Origin of the sequence: Pantoea sp. UBA6567 (assembly GCF_002434165.1) — a bacterium.
Classification (GTDB): domain Bacteria; phylum Pseudomonadota; class Gammaproteobacteria; order Enterobacterales; family Enterobacteriaceae; genus Pantoea; species Pantoea eucrina.
Window position 1 is genome coordinate 15,254 of record NZ_DJJN01000009.1, and the last position, 17,226, is coordinate 32,479.

Genomic DNA, 17,226 nt, shown 5'->3' on the forward strand with positions numbered 1-17,226 from the left:
GGGTATTGGAATAGCGTCAGAAGGAGCGGCGTTAGCGTGCCGGCGTGCGGCAGTGCCGATCCCAGAGGTCGTTGTGATTGTTAATGGCACGCACGGTGCGAATATCCATGCGATCGGCGTCACTGCCGTGGGTATAAATGGGTGAAAACAGAGAGCAGGCGGAGTCGATAACGACCGGCGCCTCAGGGCTGGTGGTACTTCGATTGCTGCAGCTTGTCACGAGCGGCAGCATCATCAAGATTACTGTTGCTGATTTCCACACGTCGGGCCTCCTCACGCAGCTGCTGCTGCTGCTGGTTAACCGCTACCGCCTGCGCCGCTGTTTTTTCTGCGCGTTCGGTGTCTGCTTTAGCCTGCTGCTGCACTTTGCCGATCTTTTTACCGCCAGCGTAGCTGGCTACCAGCGCGGCGATGATGCCGAACAGCGCCGCCAGCCAGTGCCAGCTGCCCGCCAGCAGGGAAAGAAGAAAACTCATGATTTTTCCTCCAGCGCGCTGCGTTTTTCCGCCAGATTTTTCTGTCGCACAAACTGCGCCATAACGCCCATTGCCACCATAAAGGCACCAATTAACCCCAGGTAGTTGTGCGGCAGAACCTCTTTGACGTCCGGCGGCAGCGCGTTCCAGGCATCGAGCGCGGAAGCGGGAAAAGATTGCGCCCACGCGCTGAGCATGGAGCCGAGTGAAGCGAGCCACACTGACCAGGTTTTAAACAGCAGGCGCGCGTGTTTAACAAACTCCAGCGTGGTGAAGCGCTGCAGCAGGAGCAGTAGTATGATTGCCGCCAGTACCGCAATGATGAAGATCATCCACTTCATGTTCATAGCAGCCCCCGGTAGATGTCATAGGTGCCGCTGCGCATCGCTTCCGCATGCCGCCGGGCGCGTCCGGCGGTCTGCCGCGCCCAAAGGCTATCCAGCATGGCATTCGCTGCGGCGTCAAAGTCGCCCTGCGTGACCGAGGTGAGCATGCCGCGAAACAGCGCAAGCCCCTCCACGCCCATCTGATACGCCATGCTAATCAGCACGTCACTGCGGGCGTCGTTGCACTTCAGCAGCGCCTGGCGGATCAGTTCGCGCTGCTGCATCTCCTGCACTTTTTTCTCCACAATGCACTGCTTCCAGACGTCCCCGACGCGGCGCGGCACCTGAAAGATGTAGTTGCTCAGCGAGGCGCCCTTTGGTCCGATGCGGATGCCGCCCGCCACGGTGGGAAAGCCCTGCGTATCCAGATAGGGCGCTTCGCGATAACCCTCTTCAAAATTTAAAATGGCAATAATCTGGCTCATATCCGTTCCTTCTTTGAGGCGCAACGCGGAGTACGCTGCGCACAGGGTCAGCACACTTAAACGTCACTGATCGGTCAGCCATTCGCGCACGCCAGATTCAAGCGCAACGCTCAAGCGTGGTTAAACAGTGAGCAATGTAAAAACGTTCCGTTCAGAACTGGAAAAGCAGGAGAAACTTAACGGGTAGCGTAGAGATGAACGTGAGGTAAACAGCAGTTATCGAAACTGGCGCTTTCACTGTGCGAGCGTCCCGGCGCCAGTACGGCACGCTCTACTCTGGATCGAATCTCCCGCTGACAGATACGTTCAGCAGTGCGCAGCGTGACGTCATCGCATTCGAGCCCGAGTGCGTTGTCGATAGTACGGTTCAGACGTGCGAGTGGCTGGCGTCGTCGATGACGCCGGGTTCGTGCATTACCGGTAAACGCTGATTTGCCATATTGGATAATCGCCATAACTCCTCCTGTGAATGAGTTTTTGGCGATGGGGTGGCAAACGCGGCCTTCCGGCAGAGGCCGGTGCGTCCGGTGTGCCACTGGAATCACCCACAATCCGCTTTCCCGGTCGTTAAAAAACGGCCAGGAAAAAGCAGAGAGAAGTGAAGGCAGGAGACAACTGACAACGCTGCTGAGTGCGTATCCACCCCATCCCAAAATACACTGATTTTGAGTGGGTAGTTTCGCGCTTGTGCAGCGCCTCAATTGTTTAAGAGCGGGCCCATCCGGGGGCAACGATTTCGTCCATCTATGGTCAAATTATTAACATGTTCTAATACTTTGGCAAACACCAACAGTTAATTTTTTATTTACCAGCAGTTAAATTTATGATTTCAGCCGGGTTATTTTTTTCTGCCGATGCCGGCAACGGCTCAGCCCAGGATCTGATAATCACGTGCCTGGCTCATGATGACGCGGGCGATCACCTGCAGAGAATCGGCTTCATCCAGCGTCAGATACCAGGTCTCATAGCGCTTGTTATCTGAGATAACGGCCACTTTTTTATGCTGCAATTGCAGGCGTTTGAGATAGAGCTGATCGTCAAGCGTAAACAGATAAATTCCATCGCCATCAAAGTGATGCACGCTGATATCGACAAACAGCTGATCGCGCGGTGCGAAGGTGCCGGCCATTGAATCGCTGTTCAGCGCAATAAGCCGGATGCTTTCTGCCGGGCGGCCATTAAACAGCACGCGCGCCTCATCCAGACCATATTCTATCGCCTGAATGGTCTCTACCAGCTCATCGCGCGCGGCAATGCCCTGCGCGCTGCGCTGGCCGATATCCAGGCTCTCCACGCGGAACATATGCCCGGCGGAGAGCAGACGCTGCTGCGAAAGCCCGGCATCCGGTTTCTCCATACCAAACTGCAGCCACTCCACGCGCACGCCCAGCAGATCGCTTAGCGCTAACAGATTCCCGTCATCCGGAATCGACTGACCGTTGAACCATTTCCATACCCCCGGCGTTGAAATTTTGCATCCTCTTTGCTGCAACGCCTGTGCAACCTGTTTGTTTCGTCCATGTCCGACAATTCCCGCACTTTCGCATGCGGCAATCAGCCTGGCAGTAAAAGCGTGTTTTGTACTCTCTTTTTTAACCATCAGTTAATTGTCTGCCATCAGTAAAAGACTGAATGTTATTTTGGTTTTTGCTACCAGTTCATTTTATATTACCGCTAGTTTACTACCCACGCGATATTATCAATGAAGCTGGAGGATCATTATCCTCGCCCGTCTGCGCTAAACCAGCAATGAATGTGTGACAGCTTGTTCTGACTGAGGTTTTCAGGAATCTTCTGTTAAACCCGGACCAGCGCTTACACAAAAAAATGGGTGAAAAGCGGCTGACGCGCCACAGATGACAGATAAATTTCAGAAAGCTGTGATATTGAGTGGATCTAAAGCAAAAAAAATGGGTACCTGTACAGGTACCCATCTGAGGCGGGCAGGACGGCTAGCGGCGCAGCGTATCGTCGCCCCAGCCAATCCATTTGTAGGTAGTCAGCGCTTCCAGCCCCATCGGACCGCGCGCGTGCAATTTTTGCGTACTGACTGCCACCTCAGCGCCCAGACCAAACTGGCCGCCGTCGGTGAAACGGGTACTGGCGTTGACGTAGACCGCAGAAGAGTCCACCTGCTGAACAAACGCATTCGCGTGCCGGATGCTGCGCGTCAGAATGCCGTCGGAGTGCTGGGTGCCATATTCACGAATGTGCGCAATCGCCTCATCCATGTCCGCTACCCGCTTCACGTTGAGATCGTTTGACAGCCACTCATCGCGATAGTGCGCCTCGCTCACTGCGACGACGCTGGCCGGCCCTGTCTGCAGCTGCGCCAGAATATTGGCATCGCCGTGCAGCGTAATATTTTCCTGCGCCATACGCTGCAGGAAAGCTGGCAGGAAACGATCGAGTTGATCCTGATGGATCAGCAGCGTCTCCAGCGAGTTGCAGGCGCTCGGCCGCTGTTTTTTGGCGTTAACGATGATCTCAAGCGCCGGCGCGATCTCCATCGTCTCATCAAGATAGAGATGGCAGACGCCGATACCACCGGTGATCACCGGGATAGTGGAGTGTTCACGGCACAGCTTATGCAGCCCTGCTCCGCCGCGCGGGATCAGCATATCGACATAGCGATCCAGCTTCAGCAGCTGACTGACCAGCTCGCGATCCGGATTTTCAATCGCCTGTATGGCCCCGGCTGGCAGGTTGTGCTTTACCAGCGCACGCTGAATGACTCTGACCGTGGCCGCATTGGTGCGCCATGTCTCTTTACCGCCGCGCAGGATGGCTGCGTTGCCGGTTTTCAGGCAGAGAGCCGCCACATCAACGGTGACGTTCGGACGCGCTTCGTAAATAACGCCCACTACGCCGAGCGGCACACGACGCCGTTCAATACGCAGGCCGCTGTCGAGCTGGCCCCCGTCAATAAGCTGTCCGACCGGATCGGCCAGCTGGCAGACCTGCCGCACATCATCGGCGATACTCTTCAGCCGCTGCGGCGTCAGCGTCAGGCGATCGAGCAGTGCCGCGCTCATGCCGCTCTGCCGCGCGTCGGCCAGATCCTGTTCATTCGCCGCCAGAATCTCTGCGTGATCCGCCTCCAGCCCTTCAGCCAGGGTGAGCAACACCTGATTTTTCTCTGCGGTGGAGAGCGCCGCCAGCGCGTACGATGCCGCCCGCGCCGCCTTACCCATTTCCTCTAACATTTTCTGCTCCTTAGCTGACAACCATGTCGTCGCGATGCACGGCAACCGGGCCATATTCATAACCGAGAATATCACCGATCTCCTGGCTGTGATGTCCGGCGATCATGCGCATCGCATCGCTGTTGTAACGCGTCACGCCGTGGGCGATATCGCGTCCCTGCAGGTTGCGGATCCGGATCACCTCACCGCGTGAGAAATTTCCCTGCACCTCGCGGATGCCTTTAGGCAGCAGCGAACTGCCGCGCTCCAGCACCGCCGCCAGGGCACCATCATCAATGGTGATTTCGCCGGCCGGCGGCGCGCCGAAGATCCAGCGCTTGCGGTTCTCCAGCGGCGACTGCTGCGCATGAAAGCGCGTGCCGACCGGTTTGCCGTTCAGCACATCGCTAATCACATCGGGACGGCTGCCGGCAGCGATAATCACATCGATGCCGGCGCGACAGGCGACATCCGCAGCCTGCAGTTTGGTTGCCATACCACCGGTGCCTAATCCTGACACGCTGCCGCCCGCCAGCGTCCGCAGCGCATCATCAATCTGGTGCACGTCGCTAATCAGCTGCGCCTCCGGATTCGTGCGCGGATCGGCGGTAAACAGCCCCTGCTGATCGGTCAGCAGCAGCAGTTTGTCCGCTCCGCCCAGCATTGCCGCCAGCGCCGAGAGGTTGTCGTTATCGCCAACTTTAATTTCCGCCGTAGCGACCGCATCGTTTTCGTTAATCACCGGAACGATGTGGTTATCCAGCAGCGCGCGCAGCATATCGCGCGCATAAAGAAAGCGTTCGCGATCTTCCATATCCGCGCGCGTCAGCAGCATCTGCCCGATATGGATGCCATAAATAGAGAACAGCTGCTCCCACAGCTGGATCAGACGGCTCTGCCCCACCGCAGCCAGCAGCTGCTTTGAGGCGATGGTCGGTGGCAGTTCGGGATAGCCAAGGTGTTCACGTCCGGCCGCAATCGCGCCGGAGGTGACAATAACAATGCGATGTCCCGCCGCGTGCATTTGTGCACACTGGCGAACCAGCTCCACCATGTGCGCCCGATTCAGCCGGCGCGAACCGCCGGTGAGAACGCTGGTACCCAATTTGACCACCAGGGTCTGACTGCCACTCATATTTTCCTGCCATCTGAGAAAAAATCCGCGAACGGACGTTTTATCAGGAGTCAGCAAGGAAGCCAACAGCCACGCCGGGAAAAGCGCGAATTTCCGCAGGCCAGTCAGCACAACTTAACCGCCTCGTTCACCCCGATTGCGCAAATCTGTCATAAAACCTTCATCAGCGATCGGTAAAACGTCCCGTGTTTTACAAACCTTTTCACGGGTACATACTTTTTTTTACTCATCGGGATTGATAGCAAATGAAGAAAAGCACACTGGCACTGGTTGTTTCCGCACTGGCTTTGGCCACAACGGCACAAGCCGCAGAAATTTATAATAAAGACGGCAACAAACTGGATCTCTACGGTCGCGTAAAAGGGATGCATTATTTCAGTGACAATGCAGGCGCGGACGGTGATAAAACTTACGTGCGTCTCGGTTTTAAAGGTCAGACGCAGATCAACGATCTGATGACGGGTTACGGCCAGTGGGAATATCAGTTTCAGGGCAACCGCTCTGAAGGCAGTGACGCGAACAACGGCAACAAAACCCGTCTCGGCTTTGCCGGCCTGAAATTTGGCGACTACGGCTCAATCGATTATGGCCGTAACTACGGCGTGCTGTATGACGTGGAAGCCTGGACCGACGTCTTCCCTGAGTTCGGGGGTGACGGCACCGCGCGCACCGATAACTTTATGGCGGCGCGCACGTCAGGCGTGGCAACTTACCGCAACAGTAATTTCTTTGGTCTGGTGGATGGCCTGCGCTTCGCCCTGCAGTATCAGGGTAAAAACGACGCCGACAGCGCGAACAGCCGCGGCAGCGCAGCGGATACCAGCACCCAGAACGGCGACGGCTACGGCGCATCCCTGGGCTACACCATTGGCGATAGCGGCGTCAGCCTGATGTCAGCCATTACCTCATCCGATCGCACCAGCCAGCAGCAGCAGGCCGGCCTGCTCGGACGCGGCGACAAAGCGGAGTCCTGGGGAGCCGGTATTAAATATGATGCCAACGCCCTCTACCTGGCGTCCATCTACACCGAGACGCGCAACATGACGCCAATCGGCACGCGCGGCTTTGCCAACAAAGCGCAGAACATTGAAATGGTGGCGCAGTATCAGTTCGATTCCGGTCTGCGTCCGTCACTCGGCTATGTACAGACCAAAGGCAAGGATATTGAAGGCGTGGGTGATGAAGACCTGGTGAAATATGTTGATCTGGGCCTGACGTACTACTTCAATAAAAACATGTCGACCATGGTGGATTACAAAATTAATCAGCTGGATGACAACAACAAGCTGGGGCTGAACAATGACGATGTGGTGGCCGTTGCGCTGACCTATCAGTTCTGATTACCCGCTGCGGTATCGACACCCTGACAACGCAAGAGCCGGCGCATGACCGGCTCTTTTTTTTACGTTATGCGCTCAGCTTAACCGGCTCTTCTTTAAAACCAGCTGCGGGACGCAGATCGAGCTTCTGCTCGTGCAGCATCGCTTTCAGCCGCTCATGAAAGTTACGCAGGGTGCTCTCTACACGCTCGTTGTTCTCTTTACCTTTAATGGTTGTCACACTCCAGTCGCCCTCTTTATCAAACAGGCCGAAGTGATATTCGTAGGTAAAGTGATCGCTGTGCGCATCCAGCGTCATCCACCAGCCCCAGAACTCGCGGCTCTCCGGTGCAGGCTTTACGTTAACGCAGGCAGCCAGGCAGTCAAAAAAGAAACGCGTATCTTCGCATTTTCCTTCACGGATGTACGGCCCCAATTCGGTGAAGCGCTTAAGCAGGCGACTACGGGGGTGACCACTCGGTAACGTCATGCTAATTCTCTCCCTCAAATAAACCGTAAAAAAAGCAGCGCGCCGCGCAAAGGGCGCAGCGCGTAATATGCCGACATTAAGTTTTAGCAGAGGTTTTGTGTTTTGCCAGTTACCGCTGCAACTGTTTGCTGAGCCAGTCACAGATCTGATTCAGCGCTTTCTCAAAACTGTGAAATACCGGTGAAGCCGGGATAGCCAGCGTTTTGCCCTGCGCCGACGAACCGGCAATCAGGCGTGAGTCCTCCTCCGGGCTGAAAAGATCGTCCGGCCAGTAAGCGGCCAGCATCGGCACCGGGGTGCGGCGTCCCAGCAGCCCCTGTACCTTCAGCGAATAGCGATTCAGCTCAATGCGCAGGTTGCTGTCGGACGTTGACGCCATACCCAGCCGGCTCGCCAGCATATCCATATACATGTCCGGCAGCTGCTGCTGACGCGCCGCGTCAACAAACACGCCGTGTACCATCGCGCCCAGCGTGGCCACGGCACGGATACGCGGTACTTCAAGCCAGGCGAGTCGGGTCGCAATATTGGCACCAAAGCGGTAGCCAAACAGCGCCACGCGGGTGTGATCGATCCACGGCACGTTGCTGAGCTCGCGCAGAACCTGCTGATGCAGATGGCTGGTGTCCTGGTTTAGCGTCCATTTACTGCTATAGCCAACCGATGGCATATCCAGCGTCAGCATAGCGATACCGCGCGGGGCCAGGTAGTCATGAAACAGCCGATAGTGATCGCTCTGCAGCGAATCAAGCCCCCCGCACAGCATCACGGTGGGATAAGGTGCGCTGGCCTGCGCCGGCATATGCAGAAACCCGGTAACCGGGCTGCCGCCACTGACGGGAAACGTCAGCGATTTCAGCTCGCCCGGCAGCCGCCGGGTCGCCTCTTCATAGGCGCGATTAGCCAGCACCTGCGCCTGATCGGCCAGCTCATCGCCTTTAATGTAGGGATAGGCCGCGAGGCTGTAGAGATTCGCCGCATGCAGCCACTGCTGGCCCGCTTCATCATGCTGCTCGCTCTGCATCGCCCGCTGCTGCCAGAGCGCCGCCTGCTTTGACCACTCAAAATTCCAGTTGCCGCCGCGATAGCCGATTACCGTATCCAGCAGCGCCTCATCGGTGTGTTCAAAGCGGCTGACGGCGATGCGCGCCAGGACTTCGCTGATCTCCTGCGGTGACAGGCCGCGCCATGTCCAGAGCAGCTTGTTAAGCATGCGATACCAGCCGCGCTGAGTATCCCCCTCCAGCGCGTTATGCACCTGTGCGGTAGCGTGATGCTGGCGGCGCACCAGGGAAGAGGTTTCGGGATGTTTAAAACGCGGCTTGAATAACTCTTCGCTAAGATTTTTTTCGGCCATCTGATGGTTTCTCCTGCGGCGGTCGCATAGATGGCTATGAGTTTACTGCACCCGCCCCGGCTGCGCGAGGCGCGAATAGCACAACGCCCGGCTTAACCGGGCGTTGTTTGCGTTGCATCAATCAGCTTTTGACGATTGGCGGAATATAGACCACGCCCATGTCCCACGGCTGTTCGATCCAGGTGTTCTGCGGGATATCCACAATGTAATCATCCACCAGCGCGCGGCCAGCAGGCTTGGCGAAGATGGTGCAGAAACGCGCTTTCGGATACATATCACGGATCGCCTGCGCAGTGCCGCCGGTGTCGACCAGATCGTCGATAACGATAAAGCCTTCACCGTCGCCTTCGGCGCGCTTCAGCACTTTCATTTCGCGCTGGTGATCGTGATCGTAACTGGAGATGCAAACGGTATCGACGTAGCGAATACCCAGCTCACGCGCCAGCAGCGATGCCGGAACCAGACCGCCGCGGCTTACCGCGATGATGCCTTTCCACTGTTCCACAGGAAGCAGGCGCTGGGCCAGTTTACGGGCATGAATCTGCAGCATGTCCCAGGTTACGACGTATTTTTCGCTCATAAAAGGAATCCCAACCACCAAAAGTGGCTTAAAAATATGCAAGGGGGAAAAGGTTGCGCGAGATTATAAGGATCTGACGCGTTAAAAACCAGCATCCGTCACACTGGTTGCAGGTTTTTAGCGCGCCTGATGACGCGCCTGCGAATAAAGGGTGATATTCTCTGGCTCATCACGTCAGATGAGCTGACGGCGATCTTAAACCGGAAACTGCGTGCGAGCGGCCTGTCCGCCACGCTGATACAGGAGACGCGTTGTGTCTGAATTGTCTCAACTCTCCCCGCAGCCGCTGTGGGATATCTTCGCCAAAATCTGCTCCATTCCCCACCCTTCTTATCATGAAGAGGCGCTGGCTGAATATGTGGTCAGCTGGGCCAAAGAGCAGAATTTCTGGGTCGAACGCGATCGGGTCGGTAATATTCTGATCCGCAAACCTGCCACGCCCGGCATGGAAAACCGCACGCCGGTTGCCCTGCAGGCGCACCTGGATATGGTGCCGCAAAAGAACAACGATACCGCCCACGATTTCACGAAAGATCCGATTCAGCCGTGGGTGGACGGCGAATGGGTGAAAGCGCGCGGCACCACGCTGGGTGCAGATAACGGTATCGGCATGGCGTCAGCGCTGGCGGTACTGGCTGACAACAGCCTGACGCACGGCCCGCTGGAAGTGCTGCTGACCATGACCGAAGAGTCGGGCATGGATGGCGCGTTTGGCCTGCAGCCGGACTGGCTGCAGGCAGAGATCCTGATCAACACCGACTCTGAAGAAGAGGGTGAGATCTACATGGGTTGCGCGGGCGGCATCGACTTTATTACCACGCTGCCGCTGAGTCGCGAAGCGGTGCCAGCCGGCTATGAAACGCTGAAGCTGACGCTTAAAGGTCTGAAAGGTGGTCATTCCGGTGCGGATATCCATCTTGGTCTCGGCAACGCGAACAAACTGCTGGCGCGTTTCCTGGCCGCCCATGCCCGCGAGCTGGATCTGCGTCTGATCGACTTTACCGGCGGCACGCTGCGTAACGCGATCCCGCGTGAAGCCTTTGCCACGCTGGCCGTTGAGAGCCACAAAGTGGACGCGCTGAAATCTGCGGCGATGCACTTCCAGGCGATACTGCTCAACGAGCTCGGCAGCAAAGAGAAGCATATTGTGCTGCAGACCGAGCCGCTGGCGCAGCAGGCTGAGGCGCTGAGCGCGGAGAGCCGCGATCGCTTTATCAACCTGCTCAACAGCACCCCTAACGGCGTGATCCGTAATTCAGACGTGGCGAAAGGCGTGGTTGAAACCTCGCTGAACGTGGGTGTGGTCAGCATGGATCAGGCTAACGCTGAAATCATCTGCCTGATCCGTTCGCTGATCGATACCGGCAGAGAGTGGGTGGTAGAGACGCTGACCTCGCTGGGCGCGCTGGCGGGCGCGCAGACTGCGCCAAAAGGCGGTTATCCGGGCTGGCAGCCTGACGCTGACTCACCGGTCATGGCGCTGACGCGCACCACCTACGAAGCGCTGTTTGGCAAAACGCCAAACATTCAGGTGATCCATGCCGGTCTGGAGTGTGGCCTGTTCAAGAAACCGTATCCGCATATGGATATGGTCTCTATCGGACCGACCATTACCGGCCCGCACTCGCCGGATGAGCAGGTGCATATTGAGAGCGTTGGCCTCTACTGGAAGCTGCTCACTGCGCTACTGAACGCGATTCCGGCAAAAGCGTAATCGATGCCGCTCCCCTGTCCGCTTGCCGGGCGGGGGAGATTTCAGAGTCCCAGCAGCAGCTGACGCTCCAGCTGCGGGTCCACCAGCGTAACGTGCAGTCCCACCAGCCTTACTCCGCGATCTGCCCGACGCGCCTCCCAGACCTGACGCGCCACCGCCACCATATCCTCTTTATTCAGCACCGCCCAGACGTGCTCCTGCGTGGTCTGCTGAAAATCGCTGAACTTAAATTTCACCCCCTGCCGGGCGATCTGCTTATCTGGCCGGATAGCCCCCAGACGGCGATCCAGCTCCGCATAGAGGTAGTCGATAATCGGCAGGCACTGCTCCCAGTGGTGGATATCTTCCGGCAGCGTACGCTCTACCCCCAGCGACTTACGTTCACGTTCGACGATCACTTCGCGGTCATCGATGCCGTTGCTGCGTTCCCAGAGCGAGCGGCCAAACTTTCCGAACCGCTTCAGCAGCAGCGCCAGATCGGCGCGCTGCACGTCAGCACAGGTACGCAGCCCCATCTCTTCCAGCTTTTTGGTCGCCACTTTGCCCACGCCCGGGATCTTGCTGAGCGGCAGCTCATGCAGAAACGCCGGCACCGCCTGCGGGGTGATCACATACTGGCCGTCAGGCTTATTAAGGTCGGAGGCGATTTTCGCCAGAAATTTGATCGGTGCGATGCCGGCTGACGCGGTCAGTCCGGTTTCGCGCAGAATATCCGCGCGGATCGCCTGCGCCATCAGCGTCGCCGACCCCTGGCAGTGCAGACTGCTGGTGACATCCAGATAGGCTTCATCCAGCGAGAGCGGTTCAATCAGCGGCGTGTAGCGGAGAAAGATGTCGCGGATCTGTCGCGAGGCTTCTTTATAGGCGTCAAAGCGTCCCGGCAGCAGGCGCAGGTGCGGACAGAGACGCAGCGCGGTCGAGGTCGGCATGGCGCTGCGCACGCCATATTTGCGCGCCGGATAGTTAGCGGTACTGATCACTCCGCGCTGAACGCGGTTGCCGCCAATCGCGATAGGGATATCCCGCAACGACGGATCGTCACGCATCTCAACCGCTGCGTAAAAGCAGTCCATATCGACATGAATGATTTTGCGCATACCCCCTCCGGACACTGGCTAAGTATACAGTAGCGAAGGCGTTGAGCAATCGTCATCGGCACCGATGCCGCGCCTGAGCGCTTTTACTCCCCGATGCATCACAACTTTGCGCCATTTTGTTGCCCGCTATCTTGATTAAAAGCCAGACAATGTTAATGTTGCGCAGCGATAGCGGATATTTCCGATAATGCAACTGAGTGACGCTGCGCGTCTGAGTTTTTCTTCACTTCAAGGTACACACAGAATGGGCAGAATCGCACTGCTGTTCGCGATGATTCTTATGCCAGTCCTTAGCTGGGCAATCACACCTGAACCCGCACAGCCGCTGGCTCCGGTAAGCAAAGAGTTAAAAAAACAACTGCTGGGTACACCGGTGTTTATTCAGATTTTCAAAGAAGAGCGTACGCTGGAGCTCTATGGCAAAATCGGTAATGAATATCGCCTGCTGGACAGCTATCGCATCTGTAATTTTTCCGGCGGACTCGGTCCCAAGCGCCGCCAGGGCGACTTCAAAAGTCCGGAAGGTTTCTACAACGTCAAACTCAATCAGCTGAAACCTGACAGCCGCTTTTACCGCGCCATCAATACCGGTTTTCCTAACCAGTACGATCGCAGTAAGGGCTATAACGGCAACTATCTGATGATTCACGGCGACTGCGTTTCCGTGGGCTGCTACGCCATGACCAACGGCTCAATGGATGAGATTTTCAACTACGTTAATGCGGCCCTGCGTAACGGCCAGCAGGAGATGCAGCTGAATATTTATCCGTTCCGCATGACGGAAAGCAATCTTCAGCGTCATCGCTATTCGACCTACATCGATTTCTGGCGCGAACTGCAGCCGGGCTACGCCTATTTTGCTAAATATCACGTACCGCCCAGCGTTAACGTCACCGCAACGGGTCAGTATGCGGTGAACAACACGCCGGTACTTTCTGCACCGGACGCGGCGTCCAAATCATTCCTGGCGCTCACCCAGGCAAAATAGTGCCCACTCGCCTGGCGCTATCCGGTGCCAGGTTTCATTTCCGGTCAGCGGCTGCGTGGCGATAACCGTCACCACATCATGCGGCGTGGTCTGCTGCTGGAAATCGATCTCCACATCCTGATCCAGCAGGCGCGCTTTACCAAACGGCGCGCGCCGCGTGATCCAGTAGAGATTGGTGGAGCAGAACGCCATCAGATAGCGACCATCCGATAGCAGCATATTGAAAACGCCCTTTTCACGCAGCTCGCCGGCGATTTCAGCGATATAGCGGAACACGGCGGGCCAGTTACCTGGCGTGCGCGGATAGCGCGCCTGCAGCTGTGAGAGGATCCAGCAAAACGCCTTTTCACTGTCGGTCTCCCCCACCGGGCGGAAGTGGCCGCTGTCGAGCTGGCGATAGCCTTTAAGCTGTCCGTTGTGCGCGTAAGTCCAGTTGCGGCCCCACAGCTCGCGGGTAAACGGATGCGTATTCTCCAGCGAGACTTCGCCCCGGTTTGCCTGACGGATATGCGCGACCACCGAGTGCGATTTGATCGGATACTCCTGCACCAGGCGGGCAACCGGTGAATTTACGCTCGGCAGCGGATCTTTAAATGTGCGGCACCCTTTACCTTCATAAAAGGCGATACCCCAGCCATCTTTATGCGGTCCGGTACCGCCGCCGCGCTGCACCAGTCCGGTAAAACTGAAACAGATATCCGTAGGGACATTGGCGCTCATCCCAAGCAATTCGCACATAGCTTCCCCCCTTCTCACCCCTCCCGGCATGCAGGAAGGCAGCGTAAATTACTTAACCATCTCTTTTTCAATCAGCAGCATCAGGATATGGATCACTTTAATGTGGATCTCCTGAATGCGATCGGCATAGCCGAAATGCGGAACCCGGATCTCAATATCCGCACTGCCCGCCATTTTGCCGCCATCTTTGCCGGTCAGGGTGATCACTTTCATTCCCTGCGCGCGCGCGGCCTCAATCGCTTTGATGATGTTAGCGGAGTTGCCGGAAGTGGAGAGCCCCAGCAGCACATCGCCTTCGCGCCCGACCGCTTCCACGTAGCGCGAAAACACATGGTCATAGCCGAAGTCGTTGCTGACGCAGGAGAGATGGCTGACATCAGAAATCGCAATCGCCGGGTAGCCAGGACGATTTTCGCGATAGCGGCCGGTCAGCTCCTCGGCAAAATGCATCGCGTCACAGTGCGATCCCCCGTTACCGCAGGAGAGCACTTTTCCGCCCGCTTTGAAACTGTCTGCCAGCAGCACCGCAGCGCGCTGAATAGCGTGGATGTTCGCGTCGTCACTCAAAAATCGGGTCAGGGTGTCGGCGGCTTCGTTGAGTTCCGAGCGAATGATGTCCTGATACATAAGAGATATCCTTTAGCGGAGAGGTTAACCCGGCAAGTTTAACGGAATGCCACAGGGGCGCAAAGCGCTGGCAGCAGTGAAAACGCGTCTGCCACAGCGTAGCCAGGCGATAAATGCGCCAGCCGCGATGATTTTGTGAGCCTGGTTGTAATTGTGATGTAAAGGAATTGCTTATTAAGAGCGGCTGCTCTAAACCTGTGACTAACAGGTCAGACCTCTTACTACTTACGGAGCGATTCACTATGCTGCTGGTTTCCATTGTGGCGACGCTACTGCTGGTTAGCGCCCTCTTTTATCATCAGATATCTCTGCGTCTGAGCAGCGCCATCCTGCTGCTCTGGACCGCTGCCATGGCCTTAACCGGCCTCTGGAGCGCCTGGCTGCTGCTGCCGCTGGCGCTGCTCCTGCTGCCGCTTAACCTGACGTCGCTGCGCCAGCGCCTGTTTTCAAAACCAGCCCTGCGGGGCTTTCGTAACGTCATGCCGCCGATGTCACGCACAGAGCAGGAAGCGATCGATGCCGGCACGACCTGGTGGGAAGGCGACCTGTTTCAGGGCAAGCCGGACTGGCAGAAGCTGCACAACTATCCGCGCCCGCACCTCACCGCTGAGGAGCAGGCGTTTCTGGATGGTCCGGTTGAGGAAGCGTGCCGTATGGCAAACGACTTCGCGATTACTCATGAGCTGGCCGATTTGCCGCCGGAGCTGTGGGCCTATCTGAAGCAGCACCGCTTTTTCGCCATGATCATCAAAAAAGAGTATGGCGGACTGGAGTTTTCCGCTTATGCGCAGGCGCGCGTGTTGCAGAAGCTGGCTGGCGTCTCCGGTATTCTGGCAATCACCGTCGGCGTACCGAACTCTCTGGGACCGGGCGAACTGCTGCAGCATTACGGTACTGAGGAGCAGAAAGATCACTATCTGCCCCGTCTGGCACGCGGCGATGAGATCCCCTGCTTTGCCCTGACCAGCCCGGAAGCGGGTTCTGATGCGGGCGCCATTCCTGATACCGGGGTGGTCTGCATGGGCGAGTGGCAGGGTCAGCAGGTGCTGGGCATGCGCCTGACCTGGAACAAACGCTATATTACGCTGGCACCGGTTGCCACCGTGCTGGGCCTGGCGTTTAAACTCTCCGATCCCGATGGTCTGCTGGGCGATAACCCGGAGCCGGGAATTACCTGTGCACTGATCCCGACCCATACGCCGGGCGTGGAGATTGGTAATCGCCACTTCCCGCTCAACGTGCCGTTCCAGAACGGCCCGACGCGCGGCAACAACATTTTCGTGCCGATTGACTATATCATCGGCGGCCCGGCGATGGCCGGTCAGGGCTGGCGCATGCTGGTCGAGTGCCTCTCGGTCGGGCGCGGCATCACCCTGCCCTCTAACTCCACCGGCAGTCTGAAAAGCGTGGCGCTGGCCACCGGCGCTTATGCGCACATCCGCCGTCAGTTCAAAGTGGCGATTGGTAAAATGGAAGGTATTGAAGAGCCGCTGGCGCGTATTGCCGGTAATGCTTACGTTATGGACGCGGCCGCCACGCTGATCACCACCGGCATTATGCAGGGTGAAAAGCCCGCCGTGCTCTCTGCGATTGTGAAGTATCACTGCACCCACCGCGGCCAGCGCGCCATTATTGACGCGATGGATATCGCGGGCGGCAAAGGCATTATGCTCGGAGATAACAACTTCCTCGCCCGCGCCTATCAGGGTGCGCCAATCGCCATTACGGTTGAGGGCGCTAATATCCTGACGCGCAGCATGATTATCTTCGGCCAGGGTGCCATTCGCTGCCATCCCTGGGTGCTTAAAGAGATGGACGCGGCGGCGAAGAACGATCTCTCCCGCTTTGACCACGCGCTGTTCAGCCATATCGGTCACGTCGGCAGCAGCGCGGTACGCAGCCTGTGGCTCGGCCTGACCAACGGCCGCACCAGCGCCGCGCCGACGCGTGACGCCACGCGCCACTACTATCAGCAGCTTAATCGTCTGAGCGCGAACCTGGCGCTGCTCTCCGATATCTCCATGGCGGTGCTCGGCGGTAGCCTGAAGCGGCGCGAGCGCATCTCTGCCCGCCTTGGCGATGTGCTGAGCCAGATGTATCTGGCCTCCGCCACGCTGAAACGCTATGACGAAGAAGGCCGCCATGAGGCCGATCTGCCGCTGGTGCACTGGGGCGTGCAGGATGCGCTGCATCAGGCAGAAGTGGCGATGGACGATCTGCTGCGTAACTTCCCGAACCGTCTGGCCGCCGGTGCGCTGCGCCTGGCTATCTTCGCCGGCGGCAAACGCTGCCTGCCGCCGTCAGACAAACTTGATCATAAACTGGCGAAGCTGCTGCAGCTGCCTTCTGCCACCCGCTCCCGCCTTGGCCGCGGTCAGTATCTGACGCCAGCTGAGCATAATCCGGCGGGCCAGCTGGAGCAGGCGCTGCAGGATGTGATGGCGGCAGAAGTGATCCACGATCGCCTCTGTCAGCAACAGAAAAAGCATCTCTCCTTTACCCGCCTTGATGCGCTGGCGCAGCGGGCGCTGAAAGAGGAGCTGATCGACGAGAGCGAAGCGCAGGTGCTGATCCGCGCAGAAGCAAGCCGGCTGAAAGCCATTAATGTGGATGAGTTCGTGCCGGAAGCCCTGGCCGCACCGAAGCCACAACCCCGGCCGCGGGCGCAGCCCAGCGAAGCGGCATAATCCCGACACCAGGTGCCAGACG

At 57.6% G+C, this 17,226-nt stretch carries 18 protein-coding genes; 4 read left to right on the top strand and 14 right to left on the bottom strand.

The annotated features are described in order from the left end of the window. Window positions 1–31: 31 nt before the first annotated feature. The 8 genes from B4M48_RS15500 to proB form a co-directional block, all read right to left on the bottom strand. A complete protein-coding gene (locus B4M48_RS15500) occupies window positions 32–220 on the bottom strand; it encodes a hypothetical protein (protein WP_128083791.1) in 189 nt (62 codons plus the stop codon). Continuing rightward, a complete protein-coding gene (locus B4M48_RS15505; protein ID WP_039382893.1) occupies window positions 183–476 on the bottom strand; it encodes a hypothetical protein in 294 nt (97 codons plus the stop codon). The genes B4M48_RS15500 and B4M48_RS15505 overlap by 38 nt, the downstream gene beginning before the upstream one ends. After that, entirely contained in the window at window positions 473–817 is a 345-nt protein-coding gene (locus B4M48_RS15510) for a hypothetical protein (protein WP_175540454.1), read from the bottom strand. Before B4M48_RS15510 ends, B4M48_RS15505 begins: the two co-directional genes overlap by 4 nt. Before the next feature lie 2 nt (window positions 818–819). Next, a complete protein-coding gene (locus B4M48_RS15515; protein ID WP_039382888.1) occupies window positions 820–1,287 on the bottom strand; it encodes a glycoside hydrolase family protein in 468 nt (155 codons plus the stop codon). 176 nt (window positions 1,288–1,463) lie between these two features. Beyond that, a complete protein-coding gene (locus B4M48_RS15520) occupies window positions 1,464–1,742 on the bottom strand; it encodes a hypothetical protein (protein ID WP_071668492.1) in 279 nt (92 codons plus the stop codon). A 413-nt stretch (window positions 1,743–2,155) separates the two neighbouring features. Next, entirely contained in the window at window positions 2,156–2,887 is a 732-nt protein-coding gene (locus B4M48_RS15525; protein WP_039382885.1) for a LexA family transcriptional regulator, read from the bottom strand. Window positions 2,888–3,239: 352 nt separating this feature from the next. Beyond that, window positions 3,240–4,493 (bottom strand): glutamate-5-semialdehyde dehydrogenase, encoded by a 1,254-nt coding sequence (gene proA / locus B4M48_RS15530; RefSeq protein WP_039382883.1) that lies wholly within the window; start codon window positions 4,491–4,493, stop codon window positions 3,240–3,242. 10 nt (window positions 4,494–4,503) lie between these two features. After that, window positions 4,504–5,607 (bottom strand): glutamate 5-kinase, encoded by a 1,104-nt coding sequence (gene proB / locus B4M48_RS15535; protein ID WP_039382881.1) that lies wholly within the window; start codon window positions 5,605–5,607, stop codon window positions 4,504–4,506. A gap of 245 nt (window positions 5,608–5,852) precedes the next feature. On the opposite strand from proB, the gene ompC reads away from it, so the two are divergent. Beyond that, on the top strand, window positions 5,853–6,947 hold the full coding sequence (gene ompC, locus B4M48_RS15540) for a porin OmpC (RefSeq protein WP_039382879.1): 1,095 nt from the start codon (window positions 5,853–5,855) through the stop codon (window positions 6,945–6,947). Window positions 6,948–7,014: 67 nt separating this feature from the next. On the opposite strand, the gene crl is transcribed toward ompC, so the two are convergent. From crl to gpt, 3 genes are all read right to left on the bottom strand, one after another. After that, window positions 7,015–7,416, bottom strand: coding sequence for a sigma factor-binding protein Crl (gene crl, locus B4M48_RS15545; RefSeq protein WP_039382877.1), 402 nt, complete (start codon window positions 7,414–7,416; stop codon window positions 7,015–7,017). A 109-nt stretch (window positions 7,417–7,525) separates the two neighbouring features. Beyond that, window positions 7,526–8,773: an esterase FrsA gene (gene frsA / locus B4M48_RS15550; protein WP_039382875.1), complete on the bottom strand. Its 1,248-nt coding sequence runs from the start codon at window positions 8,771–8,773 to the stop codon at window positions 7,526–7,528. Window positions 8,774–8,894: 121 nt separating this feature from the next. After that, window positions 8,895–9,353 (bottom strand): xanthine phosphoribosyltransferase, encoded by a 459-nt coding sequence (gene gpt, locus B4M48_RS15555; protein ID WP_007887137.1) that lies wholly within the window; start codon window positions 9,351–9,353, stop codon window positions 8,895–8,897. Window positions 9,354–9,606: 253 nt separating this feature from the next. On the opposite strand from gpt, the gene pepD reads away from it, so the two are divergent. Beyond that, entirely contained in the window at window positions 9,607–11,067 is a 1,461-nt protein-coding gene (pepD, locus tag B4M48_RS15560; protein ID WP_039382873.1) for a beta-Ala-His dipeptidase, read from the top strand. Between the two features lie 41 nt (window positions 11,068–11,108). On the opposite strand, the gene dinB is transcribed toward pepD, so the two are convergent. Continuing rightward, entirely contained in the window at window positions 11,109–12,164 is a 1,056-nt protein-coding gene (gene dinB, locus B4M48_RS15565; protein WP_071668489.1) for a DNA polymerase IV, read from the bottom strand. A gap of 244 nt (window positions 12,165–12,408) precedes the next feature. Here dinB and dpaA point away from each other — a divergent pair, with 244 nt between their 5' ends. Next, window positions 12,409–13,152, top strand: coding sequence for a peptidoglycan meso-diaminopimelic acid protein amidase (gene dpaA / locus B4M48_RS15570; protein ID WP_039382866.1), 744 nt, complete (start codon window positions 12,409–12,411; stop codon window positions 13,150–13,152). Here dpaA and B4M48_RS15575 read toward each other — a convergent pair. Both B4M48_RS15575 and lpcA read right to left on the bottom strand, forming a co-directional pair. Beyond that, the gene (locus B4M48_RS15575; RefSeq protein WP_039382863.1) at window positions 13,123–13,890 is read right to left on the bottom strand and encodes a class II glutamine amidotransferase; all 768 of its coding nucleotides are present in this window, start codon (window positions 13,888–13,890) and stop codon (window positions 13,123–13,125) included. The two genes, dpaA and B4M48_RS15575, sit on opposite strands and share 30 nt — an antisense overlap. A gap of 48 nt (window positions 13,891–13,938) precedes the next feature. Continuing rightward, entirely contained in the window at window positions 13,939–14,517 is a 579-nt protein-coding gene (lpcA, locus tag B4M48_RS15580; protein ID WP_065650032.1) for a D-sedoheptulose 7-phosphate isomerase, read from the bottom strand. 242 nt (window positions 14,518–14,759) lie between these two features. On the opposite strand from lpcA, the gene fadE reads away from it, so the two are divergent. Beyond that, complete coding sequence (fadE, locus tag B4M48_RS15585) at window positions 14,760–17,204, top strand: acyl-CoA dehydrogenase FadE (protein ID WP_039382855.1); 2,445 nt, start codon at window positions 14,760–14,762, stop codon at window positions 17,202–17,204. The last annotated feature ends 22 nt before the right edge of the window (window positions 17,205–17,226 follow it).